Below are 21440 nucleotides of genomic sequence, written 5' to 3'. Positions count from 1 at the left end.
CATTACCATGAAACAATGCCGTTGCAAGCTCAAGAAAATTACTTGGCGCCCAATAACTTCCTGCCCGCGCGAATAAATGTCGCGACCAAATCTCCGCTTACTCAACCCGGAGGACGAGGAAGCATTTGAGCGGAAATCAGCCACTATGGCTGCCCTGCGCCAGATCAATGGTTGTGCCGCGGCGGTTTTTTTGCAATCTGGCGGAACTCCGAAGCCCCTTCCAGAACCGCGCCGTCCGACAGTTGCGTGACCGAACGGCGGTAGATCCGCTGCCACGGCGTTGCATCCGCCGGCACCGGCGGAATACCGTCACCCTTGCGCCGCTCGATCTCGGCGTCATCGACGAGCATATCGCAGCGCCCCTGGTTGAAGTCGATGCGGATGAAATCGCCGGTGCGAAGCCAGGCGAGGCCGCCCCCGGCCGCACTTTCCGGTGATGCGTTGAGGATCGAGGGGCTGTCGGCGGTGCCCGACTGACGGCCGTCGCCGATCGTCGGCAGGCTGCGGATGCCGCGCTTCAACAGATGATCCGGCGGCTGCATGTTGACGACCTCGGCCGAACCCGGCCAGCCGAGCGGCCCCGCGCCGCGGATGACGAGGATGGTATCCTCGTCGATGCCGAGTTCAGGGTCGTTGATGCGCTTGTGATAATCCTCGGAACCGTCGAAAACCACCGCCTTGCCCTCGAACACACCTTCCCGCCCGGGCTCCAGAAGATAGCGCTGGCGGAAATCCTCCGAGACGACGCTCATCTTCATGATCGCAAAATCGAAGAGATTGCCCTTGAGAACGAGAAAGCCGGCCCGCTCCTTCAGCGGTTCGTCGAAGGGCCGGATGACCTCGCGGTCGCTGGCCTGGCGCCCGTCGAGGTTCTCGGCCATGGTCCTCCCCGTCACCGTGCGACAGTCGCCGTCGAGCTTTCCGGCCTGCAGCAGCTCCCACATGATCGCCGGCGTGCCGCCGGCGCGGTGATAGCGCTCGCCGAGATAGGCGCCCGCGGGCTGGACATTGGCCAGAAGCGGGATATCGAAGCCGTGCACCTGCCAATCATCGGGATAGAGTTCGACGCCGGCGTGCTTGGCCATCGCAGCCAGATGCGGCTGCGCATTGGTCGAGCCGCCGATCGCCGAATTGGTGCGGATCGCATTGAGGAACGCAGCCCGCGTCAGGATATCCGATGGCTTCAGATCCTCGAACACGATCTCGACGGCGCGCCGTCCGGTACGGTAGGCCATCTGCCCCCGCTCGCGATAGGCGGCCGGAATGGCGCCGCAGCCGGTGAGCGACAGGCCGAGTGCTTCCGCCAACGCATTCATCGTTGAGGCTGTGCCCATCGTATTGCAGTGGCCGACGGATGGAGCCGAATCGAGCGCTGCCTGTAGAAACTCCTCCCGATCGATCTCGCCTGCCGCATATTTCCGCCGCATCCGCCAGATGACAGTGCCGGAACCGGCCAGCTCCCCCTCGTGCCAGCCATCGAGCATCGGCCCGCCGGAGAGCACGATGGCCGGAATATCGACCGTCGAAGCAGCCATGATCGCCGAAGGCGTGGTCTTGTCGCAGCCGGTGGTCAGCACCACTCCATCGAGCGGATAGCCGTAGAGGATTTCGACGAGGCCGAGATAGGCGAGATTGCGGTCGAGGGCGGCGGTCGGGCGCTTGCAGTTCTCGAAGATCGGATGTGTCGGAAATTCGATCGGGATGCCGCCTGCGTCGCGAATGCCGTCGCGCACGCGCTTGGCGAGTTCGACATGCACCCTGTTGCAGGGCGTGAGATCGCTGCCGCTCTGAGCAATCCCGATGATCGGTTTGCCCGAGCGCAGCTCTTCCGGCGTGATGCCGTAATTCATGAAACGCTCGAGATAGAGCGCCGCCATGTCAATATGATCGGGATTGTCGAACCAATCCTGCGAACGCAGGCGGCGTTTCTTCGGTTGGCGGTCCGTCATCATTATCCTCCCGATCGGCCACTCTTCTCTTCGAAGTCGAGAAGCGGAGACAGTCCGCCTCACCAACTTCGGCAAGCGCGCCGGCTTTGCCGGCCTTGCTTAAATCCGGACAGCAGGCCCGCGCCGATCCTCCCAGCTGCTACCCGTCTTTGATAGTCCCCTCGTTCACGGTTGCAACCGTTTTGATGAACGTAACGCATTTTCGTCGGGTGTCTGAAAAACGACACGGGCGAGAACCGAAGTTCCCGCCCGATTTACTCGACAAAGGAAGGTTGAATTCCGTCTATTCCGCTGCGAGCCGGATGACCTCGGCCTCTTCCTCCTTGTGCTCGTCCGGCTTGTGCTGGATGAGCGGACGATTGCCCGTCAGCCGTCGCAGCAGCACGTAGAACACCGGCGTCATGAAGATGCCGAAGAAGGTCACGCCGATCATGCCGGAGAAAACCGCGACACCCATGGCCGCACGCATTTCCGCGCCGGCGCCCGTGGAAACGACCAGCGGCACGACGCCCATGATGAAGGCCATAGAGGTCATGAGGATCGGGCGAAGGCGCAGGCGGCTGGCCTCGACCGCCGCCTCCCGCGGCGTCCGGCCCTCAAACTCCAGTTCGCGGGCAAATTCCACGATGAGGATCGCGTTCTTCGCCGATAGACCAACAAGCACCACGAGGCCGATCTGGGTGAAGATATTGTTATCTCCACCGGTGAGCCAGACGCCTGTCAGAGCGGCCAGGACACCCATAGGTACGATCATGATGATCGCCAGCGGTAACGTCAGGCTTTCATACTGGGCGGCCAGTACCAGGAACACCAGCAACAGCGCGAGCGGGAAGACGACGACGCTCGAATTGCCGGCAAGGATCTGCTGATAGGTCAGATCCGTCCATTCGAAATCGATGCCAGCAGGCAGCGTCTCCCGAAGGATCTTCTCGATTGCCGCCTGGGCCTGACCGGACGAGAAGCCCGGCGCGGGACCGCCGTTGATATCGGCAGCGAGGAAGCCGTTATAACGGTTCGCCCGCTCCGGACCCGTGCTCGGCTCCACCTTGAGGAGCGCCGACAGCGGGATCATCTCGCCCGATGCCGAACGAACCTTCAGCTGGCCGATATCTTCCGGCTGGGCACGGAATTTCGCGTCGGCCTGCACGCGGACGCTGTAGGTGCGGCCGAAGGCGTTGAAGTCGTTCACATAGAGCGAGCCGAGATAGATCTGCAGCGTCTGGAAGACGTCGGTGACGGAAACTCCGAGCTGCTCAGCCTTGGCGCGGTCGAGATCGGCATAGAGTTGCGGCACGTTGATCTGGAAGCTCGAGAACAGCCCGGCAAGCTCAGGCGTCTGATAGGCCTTGGCAAGCACCGCCTTGGTCGCCTCGTCGAGCGCCTGGTTGCCGAGACCCGCCCGATCCTCAATCTGCAGCTTGAAACCGCCCGTCGTGCCGAGGCCGTTGACCGGCGGCGGCGGGAACATGGCGATGAAGGCATCCTGGATCGCACCGAATTTCTGGTTGAGCGCCATGGCGATGGCGCCGCCCGCAAGATCCGGCGTCTTGCGCTCCTCGAAATCCTTCAGCGTCACGAAGACGATGCCGGCATTCGAGGAGTTGGTGAAGCCGTTGATCGACAGGCCGGGGAAGGCGATCGCATTGGCGACGCCCGGCTGCTTCAAGGCGATGTCGGTCATGCGCTTGATGACGTCTTCGGTGCGGTCGAGGCTTGCGGCATCCGGCAGTTGGGCGAAGCCGATCAGATACTGCTTGTCCTGGGACGGCACGAAGCCGCCCGGAACCGTGGTGAACATGCTGTAGGTCGCGCCGACCAGCGCCAGGTAGACCACCATGACGATGCTCTTGCGCGACACCAGGCCGCCAACACCCTTGCCATAGGCATTCGAGCCTGCGCCGAAGACGCGGTTGAAGCCACGGAAGAACCAACCGAAGATCGCGTCCATGAAGCGCGTGAGCCAGTCCTTTGGCGCGTCGTGGCCCTTCAGCAGAAGGGCGGCAAGCGCCGGTGACAGGGTCAGCGAGTTGAAGGCCGAGATGACGGTCGAGATCGCGATCGTCAGCGCGAACTGACGGTAGAATTGACCCGACAGGCCAGAGATGAAGGCGAGCGGCACGAATACCGCTACGAGCACCATCGCGATCGCGATGATCGGACCGGACACTTCCTTCATCGCCTTATAGGTGGCCGCGCGCGGCGACAGGCCATGCTCGATATTGCGCTCGACGTTTTCCACCACCACGATGGCGTCGTCCACCACGATACCGATCGCAAGCACCAGCCCGAACAGACTGAGCGCGTTGATCGAGAAGCCGAAGACATACATGACCGCGAAGGTGCCGATGATCGAGACCGGAACCGCGATCAGCGGAATGATCGAAGCGCGCCATGTCTGCAGGAAGACGATGACGACGAGGACGACGAGCGCGATGGCTTCGAGCAGCGTGTCGATGACCTTCTCGATCGAGGAGCGCACGAATTTCGTCGTATCGTAGACGATCTCGTATTTGACGCCCTCAGGCATGGCCAATTGCAGCTGATCCATGGTTGCGCGCACATTGTCGGCGATTTCGATCGCATTCGAGCCGGGCGCCTGAAGGGCGGCTACGGCGACGGCCGGCTTGCCGTCGAGCAGCGACCGCAACGTATAATCGGCGGCGCCAAGCTCGATGCGGGCGACGTCGCGAAGGCGGGTGATCTCGCCATTGGCGCCCGTCTTGACGATGATGTTGCCGAACTCCTCGGGCGTGCGCAGGCGGCCCTGGGCATTCACGTTAAGCTGCAGGTCGACGCCCGGCTGGCTCGGTGACGCGCCGATGATGCCGGCGGCCGCCTGGACATTCTGTGAGCTGATCGCGTTGCTGATGTCGCTGGCGGCGAGTTCATGCTCAGCGGCCTTCTGCGGGTCGATCCAGACACGCATCGAATAATCGCCGGCGCCGAAGACCTGCACCTGTCCGACGCCAGGGATGCGGGCGAGCCGATCCTTGATGTTCAAGGTCGCGTAGTTGCGAAGATAGGTGATGTCGTGGCTGTTCCCATCGGAGACAAGGTTGACGACCATGATGAAGTCGGGCGAGCTCTTGACCGTTGTGATCCCGAGCGCGCGCACTTCCGCCGGCAGGCGCGGTTCGGCCTGGCTGACGCGGTTCTGGACGAGCTGCTGCGCCTTGTCTGGGTCGGTACCGAGCTTGAAGGTGACGGTTACGTTGAGCACGCCGTCCGACGTTGCCTGGCTGGACATATAGAGCATGTCCTCGACCCCGTTGATCTGCTCTTCGAGCGGTGTTGCCACCGTTTCGGCAATGACGCTCGGATTGGCGCCGGGATAGGTGGCGCGCACGACGACCGACGGCGGCACGACGTTGGGATATTCGGAAATCGGCAGCGCCCGCAGGCCGATCAGGCCGGCAACCACGATGAGGACCGAAAGAACGCCGGCAAAGACCGGCCGGTCGACAAAGAATCTGGAGATGTTCATATCAAAGCCCTCTCCGGGGTGAACATGGATGCAACGTCCCTTTCCGGCGGGTGAGACGCCGCCGGCGGGTCATAATATTTCGGGTGTCGGCCTTCCCCCGCAGGGGAAGGCGGGATCTTACTGAGCGGTCGCGACCTTCTCTTCCATCTGCGGAACGACGACGGCACCGGGACGGATGCGCTGCAGGCCGTTGACGACGATCTTCTCGCCGGCCTTCAGGCCGTTTTCGACCACCCGTTGGCCGTCAGCCAGCGTGCCGAGCTGGACCTGCCGGTAGGCCACCTTGTTCTCGCCGTCGACGACGAAGACGAACTTCTTGTCCTGGTCCGTGCCGACGGCCCGGTCGCTGATGACGATCTTGTTCTCGGCTTTCGGCTGGCCCATGCGCACGCGCACGAACTGGCCGGGAATGAGGCGTCCGCCCGGATTGTCGAAGACGGCGCGCACGCCGATCGTGCCGCTTGATGCGTCGACTTCATTGTCGATCAGCTGCAGCTTGCCTTTGATCGGCGTACCGTCATCGGCCAGCGTGCCGATTTCGACGGGGATTTGCTCGACCGGGGGCAGAGCGCTGTCGGTCTGCGGCAGTTGGGCAAGCGCCCGCGTCACCATCTCTTCGCTGGCGTTGAAGCTCGCATAGATCGGATCGACCGAAACCAGCGTCGTCAGCGCCGGCGAGGTCGATCCAGCTGCAACGAGGTTGCCGGCGGTTACCTCGATCTTGCCGATACGGCCCGATACCGGAGCGCGAACCTGCGTGTAATCGAGATCGAGCTGGGCCGACTGCAATGTGGCCTGCGCCGAACGCAGGCCGGCCTGCGCCTCGGCCAGTGCGCTTTGGCGCTGATCGAGATCGCTCTGGGAGATGGTGCGGTTGTCGGAAAGCCTGCGGCCGCGATCGAGCTCGGTCTGCGCCAGGCTGACCTTGGCTTCGGCCGAAGCGACCTGGCCTTGCGCCTGCGCCACGCTCGCTTGGTAGGGCGCCGGGTCGATGGTGAACAGCAGGTCGCCCTGTTTGACCAGTGCGCCCTCACGGAACGCCACCGACAGAATGGCCCCGGCGACACGGGAGCGCACCTGTACGCGGTCGACCGCTTCCAGGCGGCCGGAGAAACTTTCCCAGGCGGTCACGTCGCGCGCCGCGACCACGGCAACCGTCACCGGCACGGCCGGAGGCTGCGCCGGCTCGGATGCGGCCGTGGCAGCCGTGCTCATCGGCAATTCGAAAAACAATGCAGCGCCGGAAACGGACGCAATGAGACCTAAGCCGGCGCCCACCAGGGCCCAGCGCTTGCTTCTGGACGTCATCAGTACTCTCCTTGCGGCCTCGAGCCGCCGAAATATCAGATCTTCTTCAATGCAATTGCGGTTGGACGCTTACGTCCTGAAGGAAACTCCCGAAATGGCGGCTGACGTGTTCCTGCCAACCGGGCGCTTCCCCGGATTTCCCACCATAAATCGAAGGCCAGCCCGTCCCGGCGGGAAGGACATGCTGGCGGACACCGACACCGGCCTTTTTCAGGCGGGCGCCATAACCGATTGTTTCATCGTGCAGAGGATCGTCCTCGGCGGTGAATATCAGTGCCGGCGCGACGCCTGAAAGACGCGAACAGAGGCAAGGCGCCGCATAGGGATGGCAGCCACCGCCGCTCAGGTAATGACTCCAGCCATCGGTCCAGCGCTGGCGCATACCGACGGCTTCCGCCTTGCGGATGGAGGACGTGCCCATGAACGGATCAAGCAGCGGCGAAATCAACACCTGGCCATCGAGTGCATCAGGCAACTGGTCGCGCGCCTTCAGTGCCACACCGGCGGCGACATTGCCGCCCGCCTCCTCACCGGCGACAAAAAGCAGCGACTTGCGGTCGCCCAGACCGGCAGCACGTTTGTTGGCGAGATAGCTGAAAACCGAGAAGGAAACTTCCAATGCCTTCGGAAACAGGTTGTCGGACAGGCTGCTATAGTCGACGGCGGCGACGATGGCGCCAGCCTTGGCGAGGCTCATCGCCACCGGGCGATCGACATTGGTCTCGCTGTCGAGAAAGGCGCCGCCATGCAGATAAAGCACGATCGGCGGACCCTTGCCATAATCGGCGCCCTGGTAGATACGTGCGGAAACGGGGCCAATGGCCACCTTGTCCAGCATCATATCTTTCCACTCCACCGTCATGCTTCCGGTCTCTTTCCGCATGGGAGCAAACAGGCACATTCCGCCGCTTGCATTTTGCACAAAAAAGATATTGTTATTCAGCACAGGGAATAAGAAGCAATATCGCGATTACACTGTTCCGATTTTCGAATAATGGTGCAACGCAAACTGCGGACTTGAAACCGATGGATCAGCTCTCGGCAATGCGCGTCTTCATCCGCGTCGTGGAGACGGGCAATTTCACCCGCGCCGCCGACATGCTCGCCATGCCCAAGGCGACGGTGACCAACCTCATTCAGGGCCTCGAAGCGCATCTGCGCACCAAGCTCCTGAACCGCACCACGCGCCGGGTCATGGTGACCACGGACGGCGCACTTTATTACGAACGCGCCGCCCAGATCATCTCCGAGCTGGAGGAACTCGATGGCAGCCTCTCCAATTCGCAAAGCCTGCCGAGCGGGCGGTTGCGCATCGAAATGAGCGGCGCCTTTGCCGACGCCATTGTCGTTCCGGCACTTTGCGATTTCTACCAGCGCTATCCCGATATCCGTCTGGACCTGGGGGTCGGCGACCGCACGGTAGACTACCTGGTCGAAAACGTCGATTGCGCGCTGCGGGCCGGCACGCCTACCGATCAGTCACTGATCGCCCGACGGGTTTCGGAGATGGAACTGATCACCTGCGCTTCGCCGAGCTACATTCAGAAATTCGGCATGCCCGAACGGCCGGAGGATCTTGAGGCCACGCACTATTCCGTCAATTATTTCCGCGCTCAGAACAACCGGACGCTGCCCTTCGAATTTCGCAGGGGCAACGAAATGGTCGAGACCACCCCGCGCTGCATCGCCTCGGTCAATGACAGCCGCACTTATCTGACCGCGGCCCTGACGGGGCTCGGCGTCGCGCAGGTTCCGACCTTCATGGCGCGTGAACCGATGCGGCGGGGCGAACTCGTCCGCGTGCTGCCGGACTGGCGCCGCGATCCGATACCGCTCTATGTGGTCTATCCGCCGAACCGCCACCTCAGCAACAAGGTCCGCGTCTTCGTCGATTGGCTGGTCAAGCTCCTGGTCGAGGCCAAGCTGAACGATTTCTAGAGCATGTCGCGCGGCGGCAAAACAGAGACGGCCCGGAAGGCAAGGGAAACCTTCGACGGGCCGTAAAATTTTGAACATCGGACCTGTCGCGCCGCAGACTGGGCGCGGCAGGCTCTGGAGGTTCGGGAGAGAGCGTCAGGGAACTCCACTCTCTCGCCGATAAAGCAACTATAGGCACTCTCCACACGATTGTAAGGGGGAAGACCTACAATCTTCGTTCACATGATTGCGATGAGGGCGCCTTCGTCAGATCACGCCGCCGTTGGCGCGCAGTGTCTGGCCATTGATCCAGCCGCTGTCCGGGCCGGCGAGAAAGGCGACCGCGGAGGCAATATCCTCGGGCGAGCCGAGCCGTTCCAGCGGGTTCATCTTCGCCATGCGGGCAATGAGTTCCTCCGTTTTGCCGTTGAGGAAAAGATCGGTGGCCACCGGCCCGGGCGCGATGGCGTTGACCGTGATGTTACGGCCGCGCATCTCCTTGGCCATGATCGCCGTCAGCGTTTCGACGGCGGCCTTGGTGGCGGCGTAAACGCCGTAGGTTTCGAGCTTCAGCCCGACGACCGAAGTCGAAAAGTTGATGACCCTGCCGCCATCGCGCAGGCGCCGGGCCGCTTCCCTGAGCGTATTGAACGTGCCCTTGAGATTGACGCCGATCTGGCGATCGAAGTTTTCGTCGTCAGCCTCGGCGAGCGGCGACAGCATCATGATGCCGGCGTTATTGACGAGCACATCAACGCCGCCAAAGGCGCCTTCCGCAGCGTCGAACATCCGCTGGACGGCTCCGGCATCGCTGACATCCGCCTTTGCCGTCAGCGCCCTGCCGCCAGCCTGCTCGATCTCCCGGGCGAGCTCCTCGGCCGCGGCCGCACTGCCGGAATAGTTGACGACGACGGTGAAACCATCGCTGGCGAGGCGTCTGGCAACCGCCGCGCCGATACCCCGGGAAGCGCCGGTGACCAGTGCGACCTTGTTGTTTTTGTTGAAAGCCATTGTTCTTCTCCCTTCTGCGCCACGGCGCGTTTTCCGATGAGAAGAAGATGCGCCTTTTCCCGCGGCGGATAATCATGCATTCTACGGCATCACTATCCGGGAAATACGAACAAACAAGATGGACAGATTCGATGCCATGCGTGTGTTCTGCCGCATTGTGGAGCGCCGTAGCTTCACCCTCGCAGCGGAAGACACGGGCCTGCCGCGCTCGACCGTTACCGACGCGGTCAAGCAGCTCGAGGCCCGCCTCGGCGTGCGCTTGCTCCAGCGCACGACACGCCATGTCAGCCCGACGCTCGACGGCGAAGCCTATTACCAGCGCTGCCTGTCGATCCTCGCCGACATCGAGGATGCGGAAGGGGCCTTTGCCGGCGCCAGACCGAAAGGCCTGCTGCGCGTCGATGTGCACGGCACGCTCGCGCGCCATTTCGTGCTGCCGAGCCTGCCGTCCTTTCTGGAGACCTATCCCGAGATCGAGTTCTATATGAGCGAAGGCGATCGGCTGGTCGATCTGGTGCGCGAAGGCATCGATTGCGTGCTGCGCGTCGGTACGCCTGCCGAAAGCGATATGATCATCAGGCGTGTCGCCATCCTTGATGAGATCACGCTCGCCGCTCCCGCCTATGTCGCCGCCCGCGGCTTGCCGCAGCATCCGGACCAGCTTGCCGGCCATCGCATGGTCGGCTTCCGCTCGAGCAGCACCGGCGGTCTGCTGCCGCTCGAATTCATCGTCGATGGCACCGTACGCAACATAATCATTCCCGCGACCGTCACCGTCAACGCCGCCGAAAGCTATGTTGCTGCAGCGAGGATGGGCCTCGGCCTGATCCAGATCCCGCGCTACCACGCCGAAAAAGACCTGTCCGACGGCACGCTGGTCCAAGTGCTTCCGGATTTTCCGCTGACCCCGACGCCGGTCTCCCTGCTCTATCCCCGCAACCGCCAGCTTTCGCCGCGCGTGCGCGTCTTCATCGATTGGCTGGTGAAGGTCTTCGCTCGACAAAATTCCAAAAACACGCTTTGCTAATATGAGCGGTTGGGGGAAGGGCCATGGCACTCAGCGATATTACCGTCTACCAGACGGAAGACGGCTTCGTCGTCGAGTTCGGCGGTGAAGGTGAAGACAGCATTGCCGTAACGCTGCGGAGCGCACCCGAACTGACGTTGGAAAACGCGGTCGCGCGCGCCAAGGTCCTGCTTGCGGCAGCAATCGAACCAGCCCATGGCGACGGCGCGCGCAGCAAGGATCCGGCCCTGCTCGAAGAGGAACTGGAGGAAGGCCTGGAAGATTCCTTCCCGGCGAGCGATCCGGTCTCGGTTACATCATCCTCGATCCCCATGCGTGATCCGAATGCCGGCCGCTGAGGCGGCATCAAATGGTTTTGGGATGACGGCGGCGGCAGCGAATGTTATCTGCCTCGGTTATGACCGATGGTGGAATGACAAAGGGCGCGATCGGCGCCGGCGCGCTTGCCGGCGAAGGCCTCAGGGCGTTTTTCGAGCGCGACGCGATTACTGTGGCCCGCGACCTGCTCGGCTGCCATCTGACCGTGGATGGCGCCGGCGGCCGCATCACCGAGACCGAAGCCTATTTCCCCGATGACGAAGCCTCGCACAGTTTTCACGGGCCCACCAGGCGCAACGGCGCCATGTTCGGCCGGCCCGGCAATGTCTACATCTACCGCATCTATGGCATGTACTGGTGCCTGAACTTCGTCTGCCATCCAGGCTCGGCCGTGCTGATCCGGGCGCTCGAGCCGGAAACGGGAATTGCCGCCATGATGGAGCGGCGCGGCACCGATATGCTGACGGCGCTCTGCAGCGGCCCGGGCAAGCTCTGTCAGGCGCTCGGCGTCGACATCGAAATCAATGACAGGCTGCTCGACCGCCCGCCCTATGCGCTGACGCCGTCTGCGCCGGTGCCTGTTGTCTCGGGAAAACGCATCGGCATCACTAGAAATGCCGAAGCACCGTGGCGCTTCGGCATCCAGGGATCGCGGTATCTCAGCAAGCCGTTTCGCTAAGCAATTCCAGCAAAAGTGTGAAGCGGTTTTGTCGGGAAAAACCGGGAAACCGGCTTTTCCCAGGAATTGCGTAAACGTCCGAGTCTATTCCATCACCGCGCTATGGTCGACGGCGGGCGCCGCTTTCGGCTTGCGCAGCAGCAGCGCCAGCGGGATGACCGCGAGCGACATCAGCATCAAGAGCTTGAAATCGTCCATATAGGCGATGATCGTCGATTGCAGGGTGATCATCTCGTTGAGCGAAGCGCGGCCAGTGGCCGTCAGGGGGCTCAACCCTTGCGCCGCCACCGCATTGAAGGCGTGGTTGAAAGGCGTCACATAGGCCGCGATCGACTCGTGATTGCTCTGTGTGTTCTCGACGATCAGTGCCGAGACGATCGAGATGCCGACCGCCGAGCCGATGTTTCGCGACAGATTGTAGAGGCCGGTGCCGTCGCCACGCATTTGGGCGGGCAGCGTCGCGAAGGCAATCGTCGTCAGCGGCACGAAGAGAAAGCCGAGGCCAGCGCCCTGGATGAAGCCGACCGAGACGATCGTCCATTGCGAAACATCGGGCGTCCAGCCCGTCATGTCGTACATCGCCCAGGCGGTCAGGCCGAGACCGAGCACCAGCAACACGCGCGTATCGACCTTGCCGATCAGCCGCCCGACGATGAACATGCAGAGCATGGTGCCGAGCCCGCGCGGCCCCATGACGATGCCGGCGGTGATGACGGGATAGCCCATCAGCGTCTGCAGATAGGGTGTCATCAGCGCCAGCGAGGCGAGGTAGGTGACGCCAACCACGAAGATGAAGATCATGCTGACCGTGAAGTTCTGGTCGAGAAACAGCTTCGGATTGACGAAGGATTTCTCCGCCGTCAGCGTGTGCACCAGAAGCAGATAGAATGCCGCGGCGCAGACAATCGCTTCGACCATGATCTCGCCCGAAGAGAACCAGTCGAGCTGCTCGCCGCGGTCGAGAAAGAGCTGCAGCGCGGCGATGAACAGGCTCATCATCCCGAAGCCGAACCAGTCGAGTTTGGCGAGCGCATCCCTCTTCGTTTCCGAAACGAAGATGACGATACCGGCGAAAGCAAGTGCGCCGATCGGCACATTGATGTAGAACACCCATCGCCAGCTGATATTATCAGTCAGCCAGCCGCCGATGACGGGGCCGAGGACCGGCCCGACCATGACCGAGACGCCGAAAAGCGCCATGGCCGAACCGCGCTCCTCCACGGTGTAGATATCGAGAAGGATGCCTTGGGAAAGCGGCACCAGCGATGCGCCGAACAGGCCCTGCAGCAGGCGGAAGGCGACGATCTGGTTCAGTGATTGCGCCAAGCCACAGAGCACCGACGCGGCCACGAATCCGGCGATGGCGACGAGCAGCACGCGCTTGCGGCCGAACTTGCCGGCGAGGAAACCCGACGGCGGCGTCATGATTGCCGCCGCGACGATATAGGAGGTCAGCACCCAGTTGATCTGGTCGGCAGACGCCGACACGCTGCCCTGGATATAGGGCAGCGCCACGTTGGCGATCGTCGTGTCCAGCGCCTGCATGATCACGGCGAGAATGACGCAGGCCGTGATCGCGCCGCGATTGGCGACCGAGGTCGCCGGAGATGCCGGAGCGTTACTCATGGTCCTTGCCCTGAGGCCGTCCCAGAAGCTTGTTGACGAAATCGGGGAAGCCGCGGGCATGGCCGGTCTCGACATCCACCACCGTGCTCATGCCGACGCGAAGCGGCGGCCTGCCGTCTGCATCCTCGATGCTGACGCGCATCGGAATGCGCTGCACGACCTTCACCCAGTTGCCGGTGGTGTTCTGCGCCGGCAGCAGCGAGAAGCTGGAGCCGGAGGCCGGGCTGATACTCTCGACCTTGCCCTTCCACGTCACGCCGGGATAGGTGTCGACGTAGATCTCGGTGGTCTGGCCTGCTTTGACATAGGTCAGCTCGGTTTCCTTCGGGCTGGCGGCGATCCACAGATGATCGGTGGCGACAAGCGAGAAGGCCTGCTGCGAAGCCTGCAGGTAGGAGCCGACCTGCAGCGCGTTGACATTGGTAACGATGCCGTCGAACGGCGCCTTGACGACGCTGTGGTCGAGTTCGCGCCGGGCGTTGTCGACATTCGACTTGGCCTGCAGATAGAGCGGGTTTTCTTCGACCGGCTGGTCGGCAGAACCGCCGAGCTGGGCGAGCGTCGTTGCGGCTTCCGCCTTGGCGACGGCAACCTTCTGCTGAGCGGCTTCGAGATTATGCTTGGCCTCGTCATAGGCCGATTGCGTCGCGCTGCCGTTGTTGACGAGGTTCTGCTGCCGGTCGAACTGATCCTGGTAATAGGGTAGGTCCGCTTGCGCCTGCGTGATCTCGGCCAGCGACTGCTGATAGCTCGCCTTGAGATTCATGATCTGGTTGCGCTGGACACCGAGCTGGGCTTCGGCGCCGGCAAGTGCGATCTTGAAGGAGTCGGCACTCAGGCTGAACAACACCTGCCCCGCCTTGACCGTCTCGTTTTCATGCACGTTGATCTCCTCGACGATGCCGGAGACGTCGGTGGTGACTCCAACCATGTCGGCCTGGATGTAGGCGTTGTCGGTCGACATCACCTGGCCGCCATTGACGTAATAATAGCCGCCGACGACGAGCGCCACCGGCAGGAGCGCGAACAGGATGGGCCGCGTGAAACTGCGCCGGCGGCGGACCTTGTTACCGCCAGGCGCAGCCACGACAGCAGCCGGCGCTGAATTGGATGAAGGCGCTTCGGCTACCGTTTCCTGCTGTTTCGCTTCGTTTTCTTCAATGGGTGACTTGGCATTGGCGTCGGCAACGACGCGGAGGGGGGGTTGATCAGCCATCGTTCATCTCATTCTCGTCAACCGGGGTCCGGCATGCCTGGACCAGGTTGGTCTTCATTACGGACAGGACCTGGAAAAGCAGCTCGCGCTGCTCGGCTGAGACACCTTCCAGTGCCTCTGCACGGGTGACATCGCCAAGTTCGCGCATTTCGGCGAGCAGAGGATGCGCCTCGTCGCGCATGTAGAGCAGCCAGATCCGCCGGTCAGTCGGATGCTGGCGGCGCTCGATCAGCCCACGTTCGGCCAGCTTGTCGAGAATGCGCACCAGCGTGATCGGCTCGACTTCGAGAATTTCGGCAAGGCCGCTCTGGTGGATGCCCTCGTTGTTCGACAGGTAGGCGAGCGTCTGCCATTGCGAGCGTGTCAGCCCAAGACACTTAGCACGTTGCTCGAAGCGCTTGCGCAGCAGTCGTGCGACATCGTGGAGAAGGAAACCGAGTGTAGGCGTGGCGTTCATCGAAACCTATGCCGGATATTTATAAGCATACTTATGATGTGCTCACATATATTGAGCGCAGACGCTCGCACAAGAGCGTAAGCCGCAGATTCTGCAACCGCGGCCAAAATGCCGCAGGCCGGGGCCAGCAGCTTGCCGTCCCTCACAGCTTTAGGCTCGAACGGTAGCCGCGGCATCGCCTGGCCCTAGTTTCTGGCAAGAACCATCCGCTGAAATGGTCTGGAGGGCCTATGGCGTTCTTCGAAAGCATGCTGACGCTGCTCTTGGTGGCGATCATCTTCCTGCAATTCTCCAGGAAGTTCCGTGTTCCTTATCCGACCATGCTGGCGATCGCCGGCATCATTGTCGCGGCCTTCCCATGGGCGCCGGAGGTGGCGATCGATCCCAGGCTGGCGCTGGCGCTTTTCATCGCACCCGTACTTTTCGATGCCGCTTACGATTTGCCGCCAAGGACGTTGAGGCGCAACTGGCTGCCGCTCTTTTCGCTCGCCGCAATCGCCGTCATTTTGACGGCCGCGGCCGTCGCCGCCGTCGGCGTCGCAATGGCCGGCCTGCCGCTTGCCGTGGCCGTCGCACTCGGCGCCATCGTGGCGCCGCCGGATGCGGTCGCGGCGACCGTCATGCTCGACCGCTTCAATCTGCCGCGCCAGACCTACGTAATCCTCAAGGGCGAGAGCCTGCTCAATGACGCCGTCGCGCTCCTCATCTTCAGCGCCGCAGTGGCGGCCGCCACCAATCCCGCCTTCTTCACCGGCATTCTGGCAGAATTGACGCTGGCAGCGCCGGGCGGCCTCATCCTCGGTTATCTTCTCGGCCGTCTCTACATGATCGTGGGTCTGAAGCTCGCCGGCACGCTCGGCGGCACACTGCTCGAGTTCGTCGCCACCTTCGGCACGTGGATCATCGCCGAGCGACTGCACCTTTCGGCGATCCTGGCGATTGTCGCATATGCCATGGTGATCGCCCGCTACATGCCGGAGCGGCAGACGGCCCGCCACCGCATTCATTCCTATTCAGTTTGGGAGGCCGCGGTTTTCCTGCTTAACGTGCTCGCCTTCCTGCTGATGGGCTTGCAGGTCCGCCAGATCGTCCTCGATCTCGATCCCGGCCGGCTGAATTTTGCGATCACCTTGGCAACCGCGGTCTTCATCACCGTCATCGTCGTGCGCCTGGCCTGGGTGCTCGTCTATAACCGCGCCATCACTTTTCTTACCGAGCGCGGTCTCACGACACAAGCCGCTCCCACATTTGCCGCGAGCCTGCTTGCCGGCTGGTGCGGCATGCGCGGTCTCGTCACGCTGGCAACTGCGCTCGCCCTGCCGATCGACTTCCATGATCGCGATATCATCCTGCTCAGCGCGCTGGCCGTCGTTCTCGGCACGCTCATCGTCCAGGGGCTGACGCTCGGGCCGCTGATCCGCTTCCTGAAATTCGATCCGGACAAATCCCTGAACCGCGATCTCACCAAAGCCCGCGTGGCATTGATCGACGCGGCGCTTGCCGAGCTCGAAGGCGAGGACAAATCCACCCGCATCCTGCGTGACGTCTATACCTCCGAGCGCGAGATCGCCGCCGACGGCAAACACCCGCGCGAGGTCAGCAGGCTCGACAAACAGCGCCGCAATATCATCGGTGCGAAACGCCGCAAACTGGCCGCGATGCGCCGCGCCGGCGAGATCGACGACGACGTCTTTCACATGCTGGAACAGGAGCTTGATTGGGCTGAGCTTGCCGTTCTGCCGCCCGGCCGAGATGAGATCGTCGAAAGCTGATGCCGCTCCATGAAGTTCATGGAATCCAGAAAAGCGAATAATTGGCATTTGCTATTTTTCGTCGCTGCCGCTTATATCCCGTTCCATAGCGTTACGATTTTCCATTGTGCATCGCATACCGGCTTTCCCTTCCAACGATTGAGCGCCGGGGAGATCACGGGAGCCCAAGGCTTTCGTTCAAAGCAGCAAGACATGAATAGCATCACTTCATCTTAAGTTCGGTGGCAGTCGATCGGCCGCCGCGATTGGAGGGACCGATATGACTTTCGCGCTTCGACGGATATTGATGCTCGGCTGCATCGCCACGTTCATGCCTCTGGCCGCGATGGCGCAGGGCGCACCGTCCGCTCCGCCTCCCGTCACCGTCGCAAAACCCGTGGTGCGCGATGTCGTCGACAATGACGAGTTCATCGGCCGCTTCCAGCCGGTTGACGAAGTCTCGGTCCGCTCCCGCGTCGGCGGCTACCTGCAGGAAGTTCATTTCGAAGACGGCGCCTTGGTCAAGCAGGGCGACCTGCTCTTCGTCATCGACCAGCGGCCGTTTATAACAGCACTCAACCAGGCGAAGGCGGCGCTCGAAGCATCGCAATCCGCCCTCGTTTTTGCCGATGCGCAGTACAAGCGCGCCCAATCACTCGCGTCAAGCGGCAGCCAGTCCGCGCAGACGCTGGACGACCGCCGCCGCGAGTTCGATTCGGCCGAGGCCAATGTCCGCGGCGCGCAAGCCGCAGCCGACCGCGCGGCCCTCGATTTGGAATATACGGAGATCAAAGCGCCGCTCAGCGGCCGCATCGATCGCCGCCTGATCTCGCCCGGCAACCTCGTGCAGGCCGATCAGACGGTGCTCACCACCATCGTTTCCCTCGATCCGATTGATTTTTATTTCGACGTGGATGAGCGCCGCCTACTGAATTTCGCCGACACGGCGCGCAAGCAGGGCAAGGACCTACAAATGGGCGGCGGCGGCGTGGATGTTTCCGTCACGATCTCGGACCCGACCGCCAAACCCTTCAAGGGCAAGCTCGATTTCGCCGAGAACCGGGTGGACAACGAGAGCGGCACCATCCGCATCCGCGCCCGTCTCCCAAATCCCGATTTCATCCTCCAGCCTGGCCTCTTCGGCCGTGTTCAGGTCGAAGCCTCCAACACTTACAAGGCCGTTCTCGTCCCCGACGAAGCGATCGGCTCGGACCAGAATGAACGCGTCGTCTATCTCGTCGATGCGCAAGGCAAGGTTTCGACCAAGCCCGTGCGACCCGGACCACGGCTCTATGGCTATCGCGTCATACGCGAGGGTCTCGACGGCAGCGAAACCATCATCGTCAACGGCGTGATACGCGCCCGGCCCGGTTCGACCATCACCCCGCAGATGAGCGAACTGCCGCAGGAGCGGCAGGACACTGCGCCTGAATCCGCGAATGCGGAGACCGGACAATGAGATTTGCGCACTTTTTCGTGGACCGGCCGATCTTCGCGGCCGTCATTTCCATCCTCTTTCTGGTCGTCGGCGGCATCGCCTATACGCAGCTGCCGGTCTCTCAATATCCGGAGATCGCGCCGCCCACCATCGTCGTGCGCACCTCCTATCCGGGCGCCGACCCGCAGACCATCGCCGACACCGTTTCGACCCCACTCGAGCAGCAGATCAACGGCGTCGAAGACATGCTTTACATGTCTTCCTATTCCAGCGCCGACGGCGCCATGTCGCTGACGATCACTTTCAAGCTCGGCACCGATCTCGATAAGGTGCAAGTCCTAGTCCAGAATCGCGTTTCCATCGCCCTTCCCCGCCTTCCCGAGGAAGTCCAGCGCCTCGGCGTGACCACGGACAAGAGCTCGCCCGACCTGATGATGGTGGTGCACCTCCTGTCGCCATCGCATCGCTACGACCAGCTCTACGTCTCCAACTACGCCCGCAACCGCATCCGCGACGTGCTCGTGCGTCTCGACGGCGTCGGCGACGTGCAGATCTTCGGCGAACGCCAGTATTCGATGCGCATCTGGCTCGATCCGGAAAAGCTCTCCGCCTACGGCATGACGTCCGACGACGTCGTTTCGGCCTTGAGGGACCAGAACGTCCAGGTATCGGGCGGCAAGATCGGCGCACCGCCGGTGACCGGCAGGAACGCGTTCGAATATACGGTGCGAACGGACGGGCGCTTCTCCGATGTGCGCGAGTTTCGCTATGTCATCGTCAAATCGACGGGAGCAGGCCGGCTCGTGCAGCTGCAGGATGTGGCCCGCATCGAACTTGGCGCCCAGGACTACGTCACCAACAGCTATCTCAACAACGACCCTGCGGTCGCGCTCGGCATCTTCGCCCGGCCGGGAACCAATGCGCTCGACACGGCCCACCAGGTCCAGACGCTGATGAAGGATATCTCCCAGAATTTCCCGGAAGGCCTGGAATATCGCATCGTTTACGACACGACCGAATTCATCTCGGACTCGATCAACGAGGTCTATAGAACCATCGCCGAAGCGGCCATCCTGGTGGCGATCGTCGTTCTGGTTTTCCTGCAATCCTGGCGGACCGCGATCATACCGATCGTCGCCATTCCCGTATCGCTGATCGGCACCTTCGCGGTTCTGCTCGCCTTCGGCTTTTCGCTCAACATGCTGACGCTCTTCGGCCTCGTGCTGGCGATCGGCATCGTCGTCGACGATGCGATCGTGGTGGTGGAAAACGTCGAGCGAAATCTGGCGCGCGGAATGACGCCGAGGCAGGCGTCGCACGTGACGATGGACGAAGTCGGAACCGCTGTCGTGGCGATCTCGCTGGTCCTGATCGCGGTATTCGTGCCGACGGCTTTCATCCCCGGCATATCGGGCCAGTTCTACAGGCAGTTCGCCGTGACGATCTCCGTCACCACTGCCATATCGGCCTTGAACTCCCTGACGCTTTCGCCGGCCCTCGCGGGCATATTGCTGAAAGCCCATGATCACCAGACGAAGCGCAAGAGCATCGCCTCACGGCTGGGGACAGGTCTTGCAAGCGGCTTCAATCGCGGTTTCGACCGGATGAGTTCGGGCTACTCATGGATTGTCCGGCACCTTGTCAGAAGCTGGGTAGGCCTGACCTGCTCGATGCTGGCCTTTGCCACCCTTCTGGGCGCAACATGGTACATGAGCACCAGGGTTCCCTCGGGCTTCATCCCCACTATGGACCAGGGTTACGCGATCATCGTCGTGCAGCTTCCCGACGGTGCCTCGCTTGCGCGTACCGATGCAGTCGTCAAAAAGGTGGGCGATATCGCCCGAACCGTGCCCGGCGTCGGCAACGCCGTGCAGTTTGCCGGCTTCAGCGGAGCGACGTTTACCAATGCTTCGAATTCGGGCGTTGTCTTCGTTCCGTTCAAATCCTTTGCCGAACGCGAGGAAGGCGGAGAGAACGCCAACAAGATCATCGGCGAACTCTTCGGCAAGCTGCAGAGCATCCAGGAAGCCTTCATCATTGCCATCCCGCCGCCGTCCGTGCGCGGCGTCGGCAACTCCGGCGGCTTCAAGATGCAGATTTCCGATCTTGAAAACCCTGATATGACGCGCGTGCTCGGCCTTGCCCGCCAGATGATGGGGGCGGCGGCTACGACCGAGGGTCTCACCGGTGTCTTTACGACGTTCTCCGATGCCAGTCCGCAATATTTCCTGTCGATCGACCGCGACAAGGCGCGCTTCCTGAACGTGCCGATCCCCAATATCTTCAATGCGCTTTCGATCAATCTCGGCGTCGCTTACGTCAATGATTTCAACGCGTTTGGCCGTGTCTACCAGGTCCGCGCCCAGGCCGACCGACAATACCGCATGGACAAGGAAGACATCCTCGCCCTGAAGGTGCGCTCGGCCACCGGTGCGCTCGTGCCCTTGGGAACGCTGATGGACATTCAGGATTCCAGCGGACCGGCGCTTGTCCAGCGCTATAACATGTATGTCTCGGTGCCGCTCCAAGGCAATCCGACGCCCGGCACCTCGACCGGCGATGCCATCAAAAAGATGGAGGAACTGGCCGCCAAGATCCTGCCGCCGGGAACGACTTTCGAATGGACGGAACTCGCCTATCAGGAGACTCATACCGGCAACACCGCCGTCTATATCTTCGCCCTCTCCGTCATTTTCGTCTTCCTGGCGCTGGCCGCCCAATATGAAAGCTGGGTTCTGCCCCTTGCGATCATTCTCATCGTTCCGCTTGCGGTACTCGCGGCGCTGATTGGAGTGTGGGTAAGAGGCATGGACAACAACGTCCTGACCCAGATCGGCCTGATCGTCCTGATCGGACTGGCGGCGAAGAACGCCATTCTGATCGTCGAATTTGCAAGACAGGCGGAAGAGGAAGGCAAATCGCCGGTGGAGGCCGCAATCGAGGCCAGCCATCTTCGCCTGCGCCCGATTCTGATGACGGCATTCGCCTTCATCTTCGGCGTTCTGCCGCTTGCCATCGCCACCGGCCCCGGCGCCGAAATGCGTCAGTCACTCGGAACAGCCGTTTTCTCGGGCATGCTCGGCGTGACGCTCTTCGGCCTGTTCCTGACGCCGGTCTTCTACGTCGTGTTGCGCGGCCGACGCCGCAGCCGCTTGGTTGAAAGGCCTGTCGAAGCCGTTCCGGCCGAAAGGGAGACAGTCTGATCACTCTAGCCTGTCGGCAAAAGTGTGCAGCGGTTTTGCGGCAACGACATGTTTTG

At 62.1% G+C, this 21440-nt stretch carries 15 protein-coding genes; 7 read left to right on the top strand and 8 right to left on the bottom strand.

The features are described 5' to 3' along the window. Window positions 1-164: 164 nt before the first annotated feature. The 4 genes from GGD53_RS03540 to GGD53_RS03525 all read right to left on the bottom strand — a co-directional run bounded on the left by GGD53_RS03540 (window position 165) and on the right by GGD53_RS03525 (window position 7603). The gene (locus GGD53_RS03540; RefSeq protein ID WP_184453648.1) at window positions 165-1949 is read right to left on the bottom strand and encodes an IlvD/Edd family dehydratase; all 1785 of its coding nucleotides are present in this window, start codon (window positions 1947-1949) and stop codon (window positions 165-167) included. Window positions 1950-2232: 283 nt separating this feature from the next. Continuing rightward, the gene (locus GGD53_RS03535; RefSeq protein WP_184453645.1) at window positions 2233-5433 is read right to left on the bottom strand and encodes an efflux RND transporter permease subunit; all 3201 of its coding nucleotides are present in this window, start codon (window positions 5431-5433) and stop codon (window positions 2233-2235) included. Window positions 5434-5550: 117 nt separating this feature from the next. Then, window positions 5551-6741, bottom strand: a complete 1191-nt coding sequence (locus GGD53_RS03530; protein WP_184453643.1) for an efflux RND transporter periplasmic adaptor subunit — start codon at window positions 6739-6741, stop codon at window positions 5551-5553. Between the two features lie 46 nt (window positions 6742-6787). Continuing rightward, complete coding sequence (locus GGD53_RS03525) at window positions 6788-7603, bottom strand: alpha/beta hydrolase fold domain-containing protein (RefSeq protein WP_184453641.1); 816 nt, start codon at window positions 7601-7603, stop codon at window positions 6788-6790. 164 nt (window positions 7604-7767) lie between these two features. Between GGD53_RS03525 and GGD53_RS03520 the strand changes: the two genes are divergently transcribed. Further along, on the top strand, window positions 7768-8679 hold the full coding sequence (locus GGD53_RS03520) for a LysR family transcriptional regulator (RefSeq protein ID WP_184453639.1): 912 nt from the start codon (window positions 7768-7770) through the stop codon (window positions 8677-8679). A gap of 246 nt (window positions 8680-8925) precedes the next feature. Here the strand turns inward: GGD53_RS03520 and GGD53_RS03515 are convergent, their stop codons facing one another. Next, the gene (locus GGD53_RS03515; RefSeq protein WP_184453637.1) at window positions 8926-9669 is read right to left on the bottom strand and encodes an SDR family oxidoreductase; all 744 of its coding nucleotides are present in this window, start codon (window positions 9667-9669) and stop codon (window positions 8926-8928) included. A gap of 118 nt (window positions 9670-9787) precedes the next feature. On the opposite strand from GGD53_RS03515, the gene GGD53_RS03510 reads away from it, so the two are divergent. Genes GGD53_RS03510 through GGD53_RS03500 form a run of 3 tightly spaced genes read left to right on the top strand, consistent with a single transcriptional unit; the run spans window position 9788 to window position 11693 of the window. After that, window positions 9788-10696: a LysR family transcriptional regulator gene (locus tag GGD53_RS03510; protein WP_184453635.1), complete on the top strand. Its 909-nt coding sequence runs from the start codon at window positions 9788-9790 to the stop codon at window positions 10694-10696. A 23-nt stretch (window positions 10697-10719) separates the two neighbouring features. Next, window positions 10720-11034 carry a hypothetical protein gene (locus GGD53_RS03505; protein ID WP_184453633.1) on the top strand — a complete coding sequence of 105 codons (315 nt, stop codon included), beginning with the start codon at window positions 10720-10722 and terminating at the stop codon, window positions 11032-11034. Window positions 11035-11075: 41 nt separating this feature from the next. Beyond that, complete coding sequence (locus GGD53_RS03500; protein WP_432443117.1) at window positions 11076-11693, top strand: DNA-3-methyladenine glycosylase; 618 nt, start codon at window positions 11076-11078, stop codon at window positions 11691-11693. Window positions 11694-11777: 84 nt separating this feature from the next. On the opposite strand, the gene GGD53_RS03495 is transcribed toward GGD53_RS03500, so the two are convergent. From GGD53_RS03495 to GGD53_RS03485, 3 genes are read right to left on the bottom strand one after another with little or no spacing between them, the layout of a single operon-like run. After that, window positions 11778-13319 carry a DHA2 family efflux MFS transporter permease subunit gene (locus GGD53_RS03495; RefSeq protein ID WP_184453631.1) on the bottom strand — a complete coding sequence of 514 codons (1542 nt, stop codon included), beginning with the start codon at window positions 13317-13319 and terminating at the stop codon, window positions 11778-11780. Then, window positions 13312-14535, bottom strand: a complete 1224-nt coding sequence (locus GGD53_RS03490; protein ID WP_184453629.1) for an HlyD family secretion protein — start codon at window positions 14533-14535, stop codon at window positions 13312-13314. Before GGD53_RS03490 ends, GGD53_RS03495 begins: the two co-directional genes overlap by 8 nt. After that, window positions 14528-14992, bottom strand: coding sequence for a MarR family winged helix-turn-helix transcriptional regulator (locus GGD53_RS03485; RefSeq protein WP_184453627.1), 465 nt, complete (start codon window positions 14990-14992; stop codon window positions 14528-14530). Before GGD53_RS03485 ends, GGD53_RS03490 begins: the two co-directional genes overlap by 8 nt. Window positions 14993-15222: 230 nt before the next feature. Between GGD53_RS03485 and GGD53_RS03480 the strand changes: the two genes are divergently transcribed. The 3 genes from GGD53_RS03480 to GGD53_RS03470 all read left to right on the top strand — a co-directional run bounded on the left by GGD53_RS03480 (window position 15223) and on the right by GGD53_RS03470 (window position 21384). Continuing rightward, complete coding sequence (locus GGD53_RS03480) at window positions 15223-16764, top strand: cation:proton antiporter (protein ID WP_184453625.1); 1542 nt, start codon at window positions 15223-15225, stop codon at window positions 16762-16764. A 259-nt stretch (window positions 16765-17023) separates the two neighbouring features. Next, window positions 17024-18202 carry an efflux RND transporter periplasmic adaptor subunit gene (locus tag GGD53_RS03475; protein ID WP_184453623.1) on the top strand — a complete coding sequence of 393 codons (1179 nt, stop codon included), beginning with the start codon at window positions 17024-17026 and terminating at the stop codon, window positions 18200-18202. Further along, window positions 18199-21384, top strand: coding sequence for an efflux RND transporter permease subunit (locus GGD53_RS03470; protein ID WP_184453621.1), 3186 nt, complete (start codon window positions 18199-18201; stop codon window positions 21382-21384). Before GGD53_RS03475 ends, GGD53_RS03470 begins: the two co-directional genes overlap by 4 nt. Window positions 21385-21440 lie beyond the last annotated feature (56 nt).

The organism is Rhizobium aethiopicum (genome assembly GCF_014197535.1).
GTDB lineage: Bacteria > Pseudomonadota > Alphaproteobacteria > Rhizobiales > Rhizobiaceae > Rhizobium > Rhizobium aethiopicum_A.
The sequence above is the reverse complement of the archived record's forward strand: the minus strand, read 5'-3'. Positions and strand labels throughout refer to the sequence as shown.

Coding starts and splice junctions, on each gene's coding strand:
- GGD53_RS03500 (WP_432443117.1), top strand. CDS start 11,076: ATGTTATCTGCCTCGGTTATGACCGATGGTGGAATGACAAAGGGCGCG.
- GGD53_RS03530 (WP_184453643.1), bottom strand. CDS start 6,741: ATGACGTCCAGAAGCAAGCGCTGGGCCCTGGTGGGCGCCGGCTTAGGT.
- GGD53_RS03470 (WP_184453621.1), top strand. CDS start 18,199: ATGAGATTTGCGCACTTTTTCGTGGACCGGCCGATCTTCGCGGCCGTC.
- GGD53_RS03515 (WP_184453637.1), bottom strand. CDS start 9,669: ATGGCTTTCAACAAAAACAACAAGGTCGCACTGGTCACCGGCGCTTCC.
- GGD53_RS03485 (WP_184453627.1), bottom strand. CDS start 14,992: ATGAACGCCACGCCTACACTCGGTTTCCTTCTCCACGATGTCGCACGA.
- GGD53_RS03520 (WP_184453639.1), top strand. CDS start 7,768: ATGGATCAGCTCTCGGCAATGCGCGTCTTCATCCGCGTCGTGGAGACG.
- GGD53_RS03525 (WP_184453641.1), bottom strand. CDS start 7,603: ATGACGGTGGAGTGGAAAGATATGATGCTGGACAAGGTGGCCATTGGC.
- GGD53_RS03505 (WP_184453633.1), top strand. CDS start 10,720: ATGGCACTCAGCGATATTACCGTCTACCAGACGGAAGACGGCTTCGTC.
- GGD53_RS03480 (WP_184453625.1), top strand. CDS start 15,223: ATGGCGTTCTTCGAAAGCATGCTGACGCTGCTCTTGGTGGCGATCATC.
- GGD53_RS03510 (WP_184453635.1), top strand. CDS start 9,788: ATGGACAGATTCGATGCCATGCGTGTGTTCTGCCGCATTGTGGAGCGC.
- GGD53_RS03495 (WP_184453631.1), bottom strand. CDS start 13,319: ATGAGTAACGCTCCGGCATCTCCGGCGACCTCGGTCGCCAATCGCGGC.
- GGD53_RS03535 (WP_184453645.1), bottom strand. CDS start 5,433: ATGAACATCTCCAGATTCTTTGTCGACCGGCCGGTCTTTGCCGGCGTT.
- GGD53_RS03475 (WP_184453623.1), top strand. CDS start 17,024: ATGACTTTCGCGCTTCGACGGATATTGATGCTCGGCTGCATCGCCACG.
- GGD53_RS03540 (WP_184453648.1), bottom strand. CDS start 1,949: ATGACGGACCGCCAACCGAAGAAACGCCGCCTGCGTTCGCAGGATTGG.
- GGD53_RS03490 (WP_184453629.1), bottom strand. CDS start 14,535: ATGGCTGATCAACCCCCCCTCCGCGTCGTTGCCGACGCCAATGCCAAG.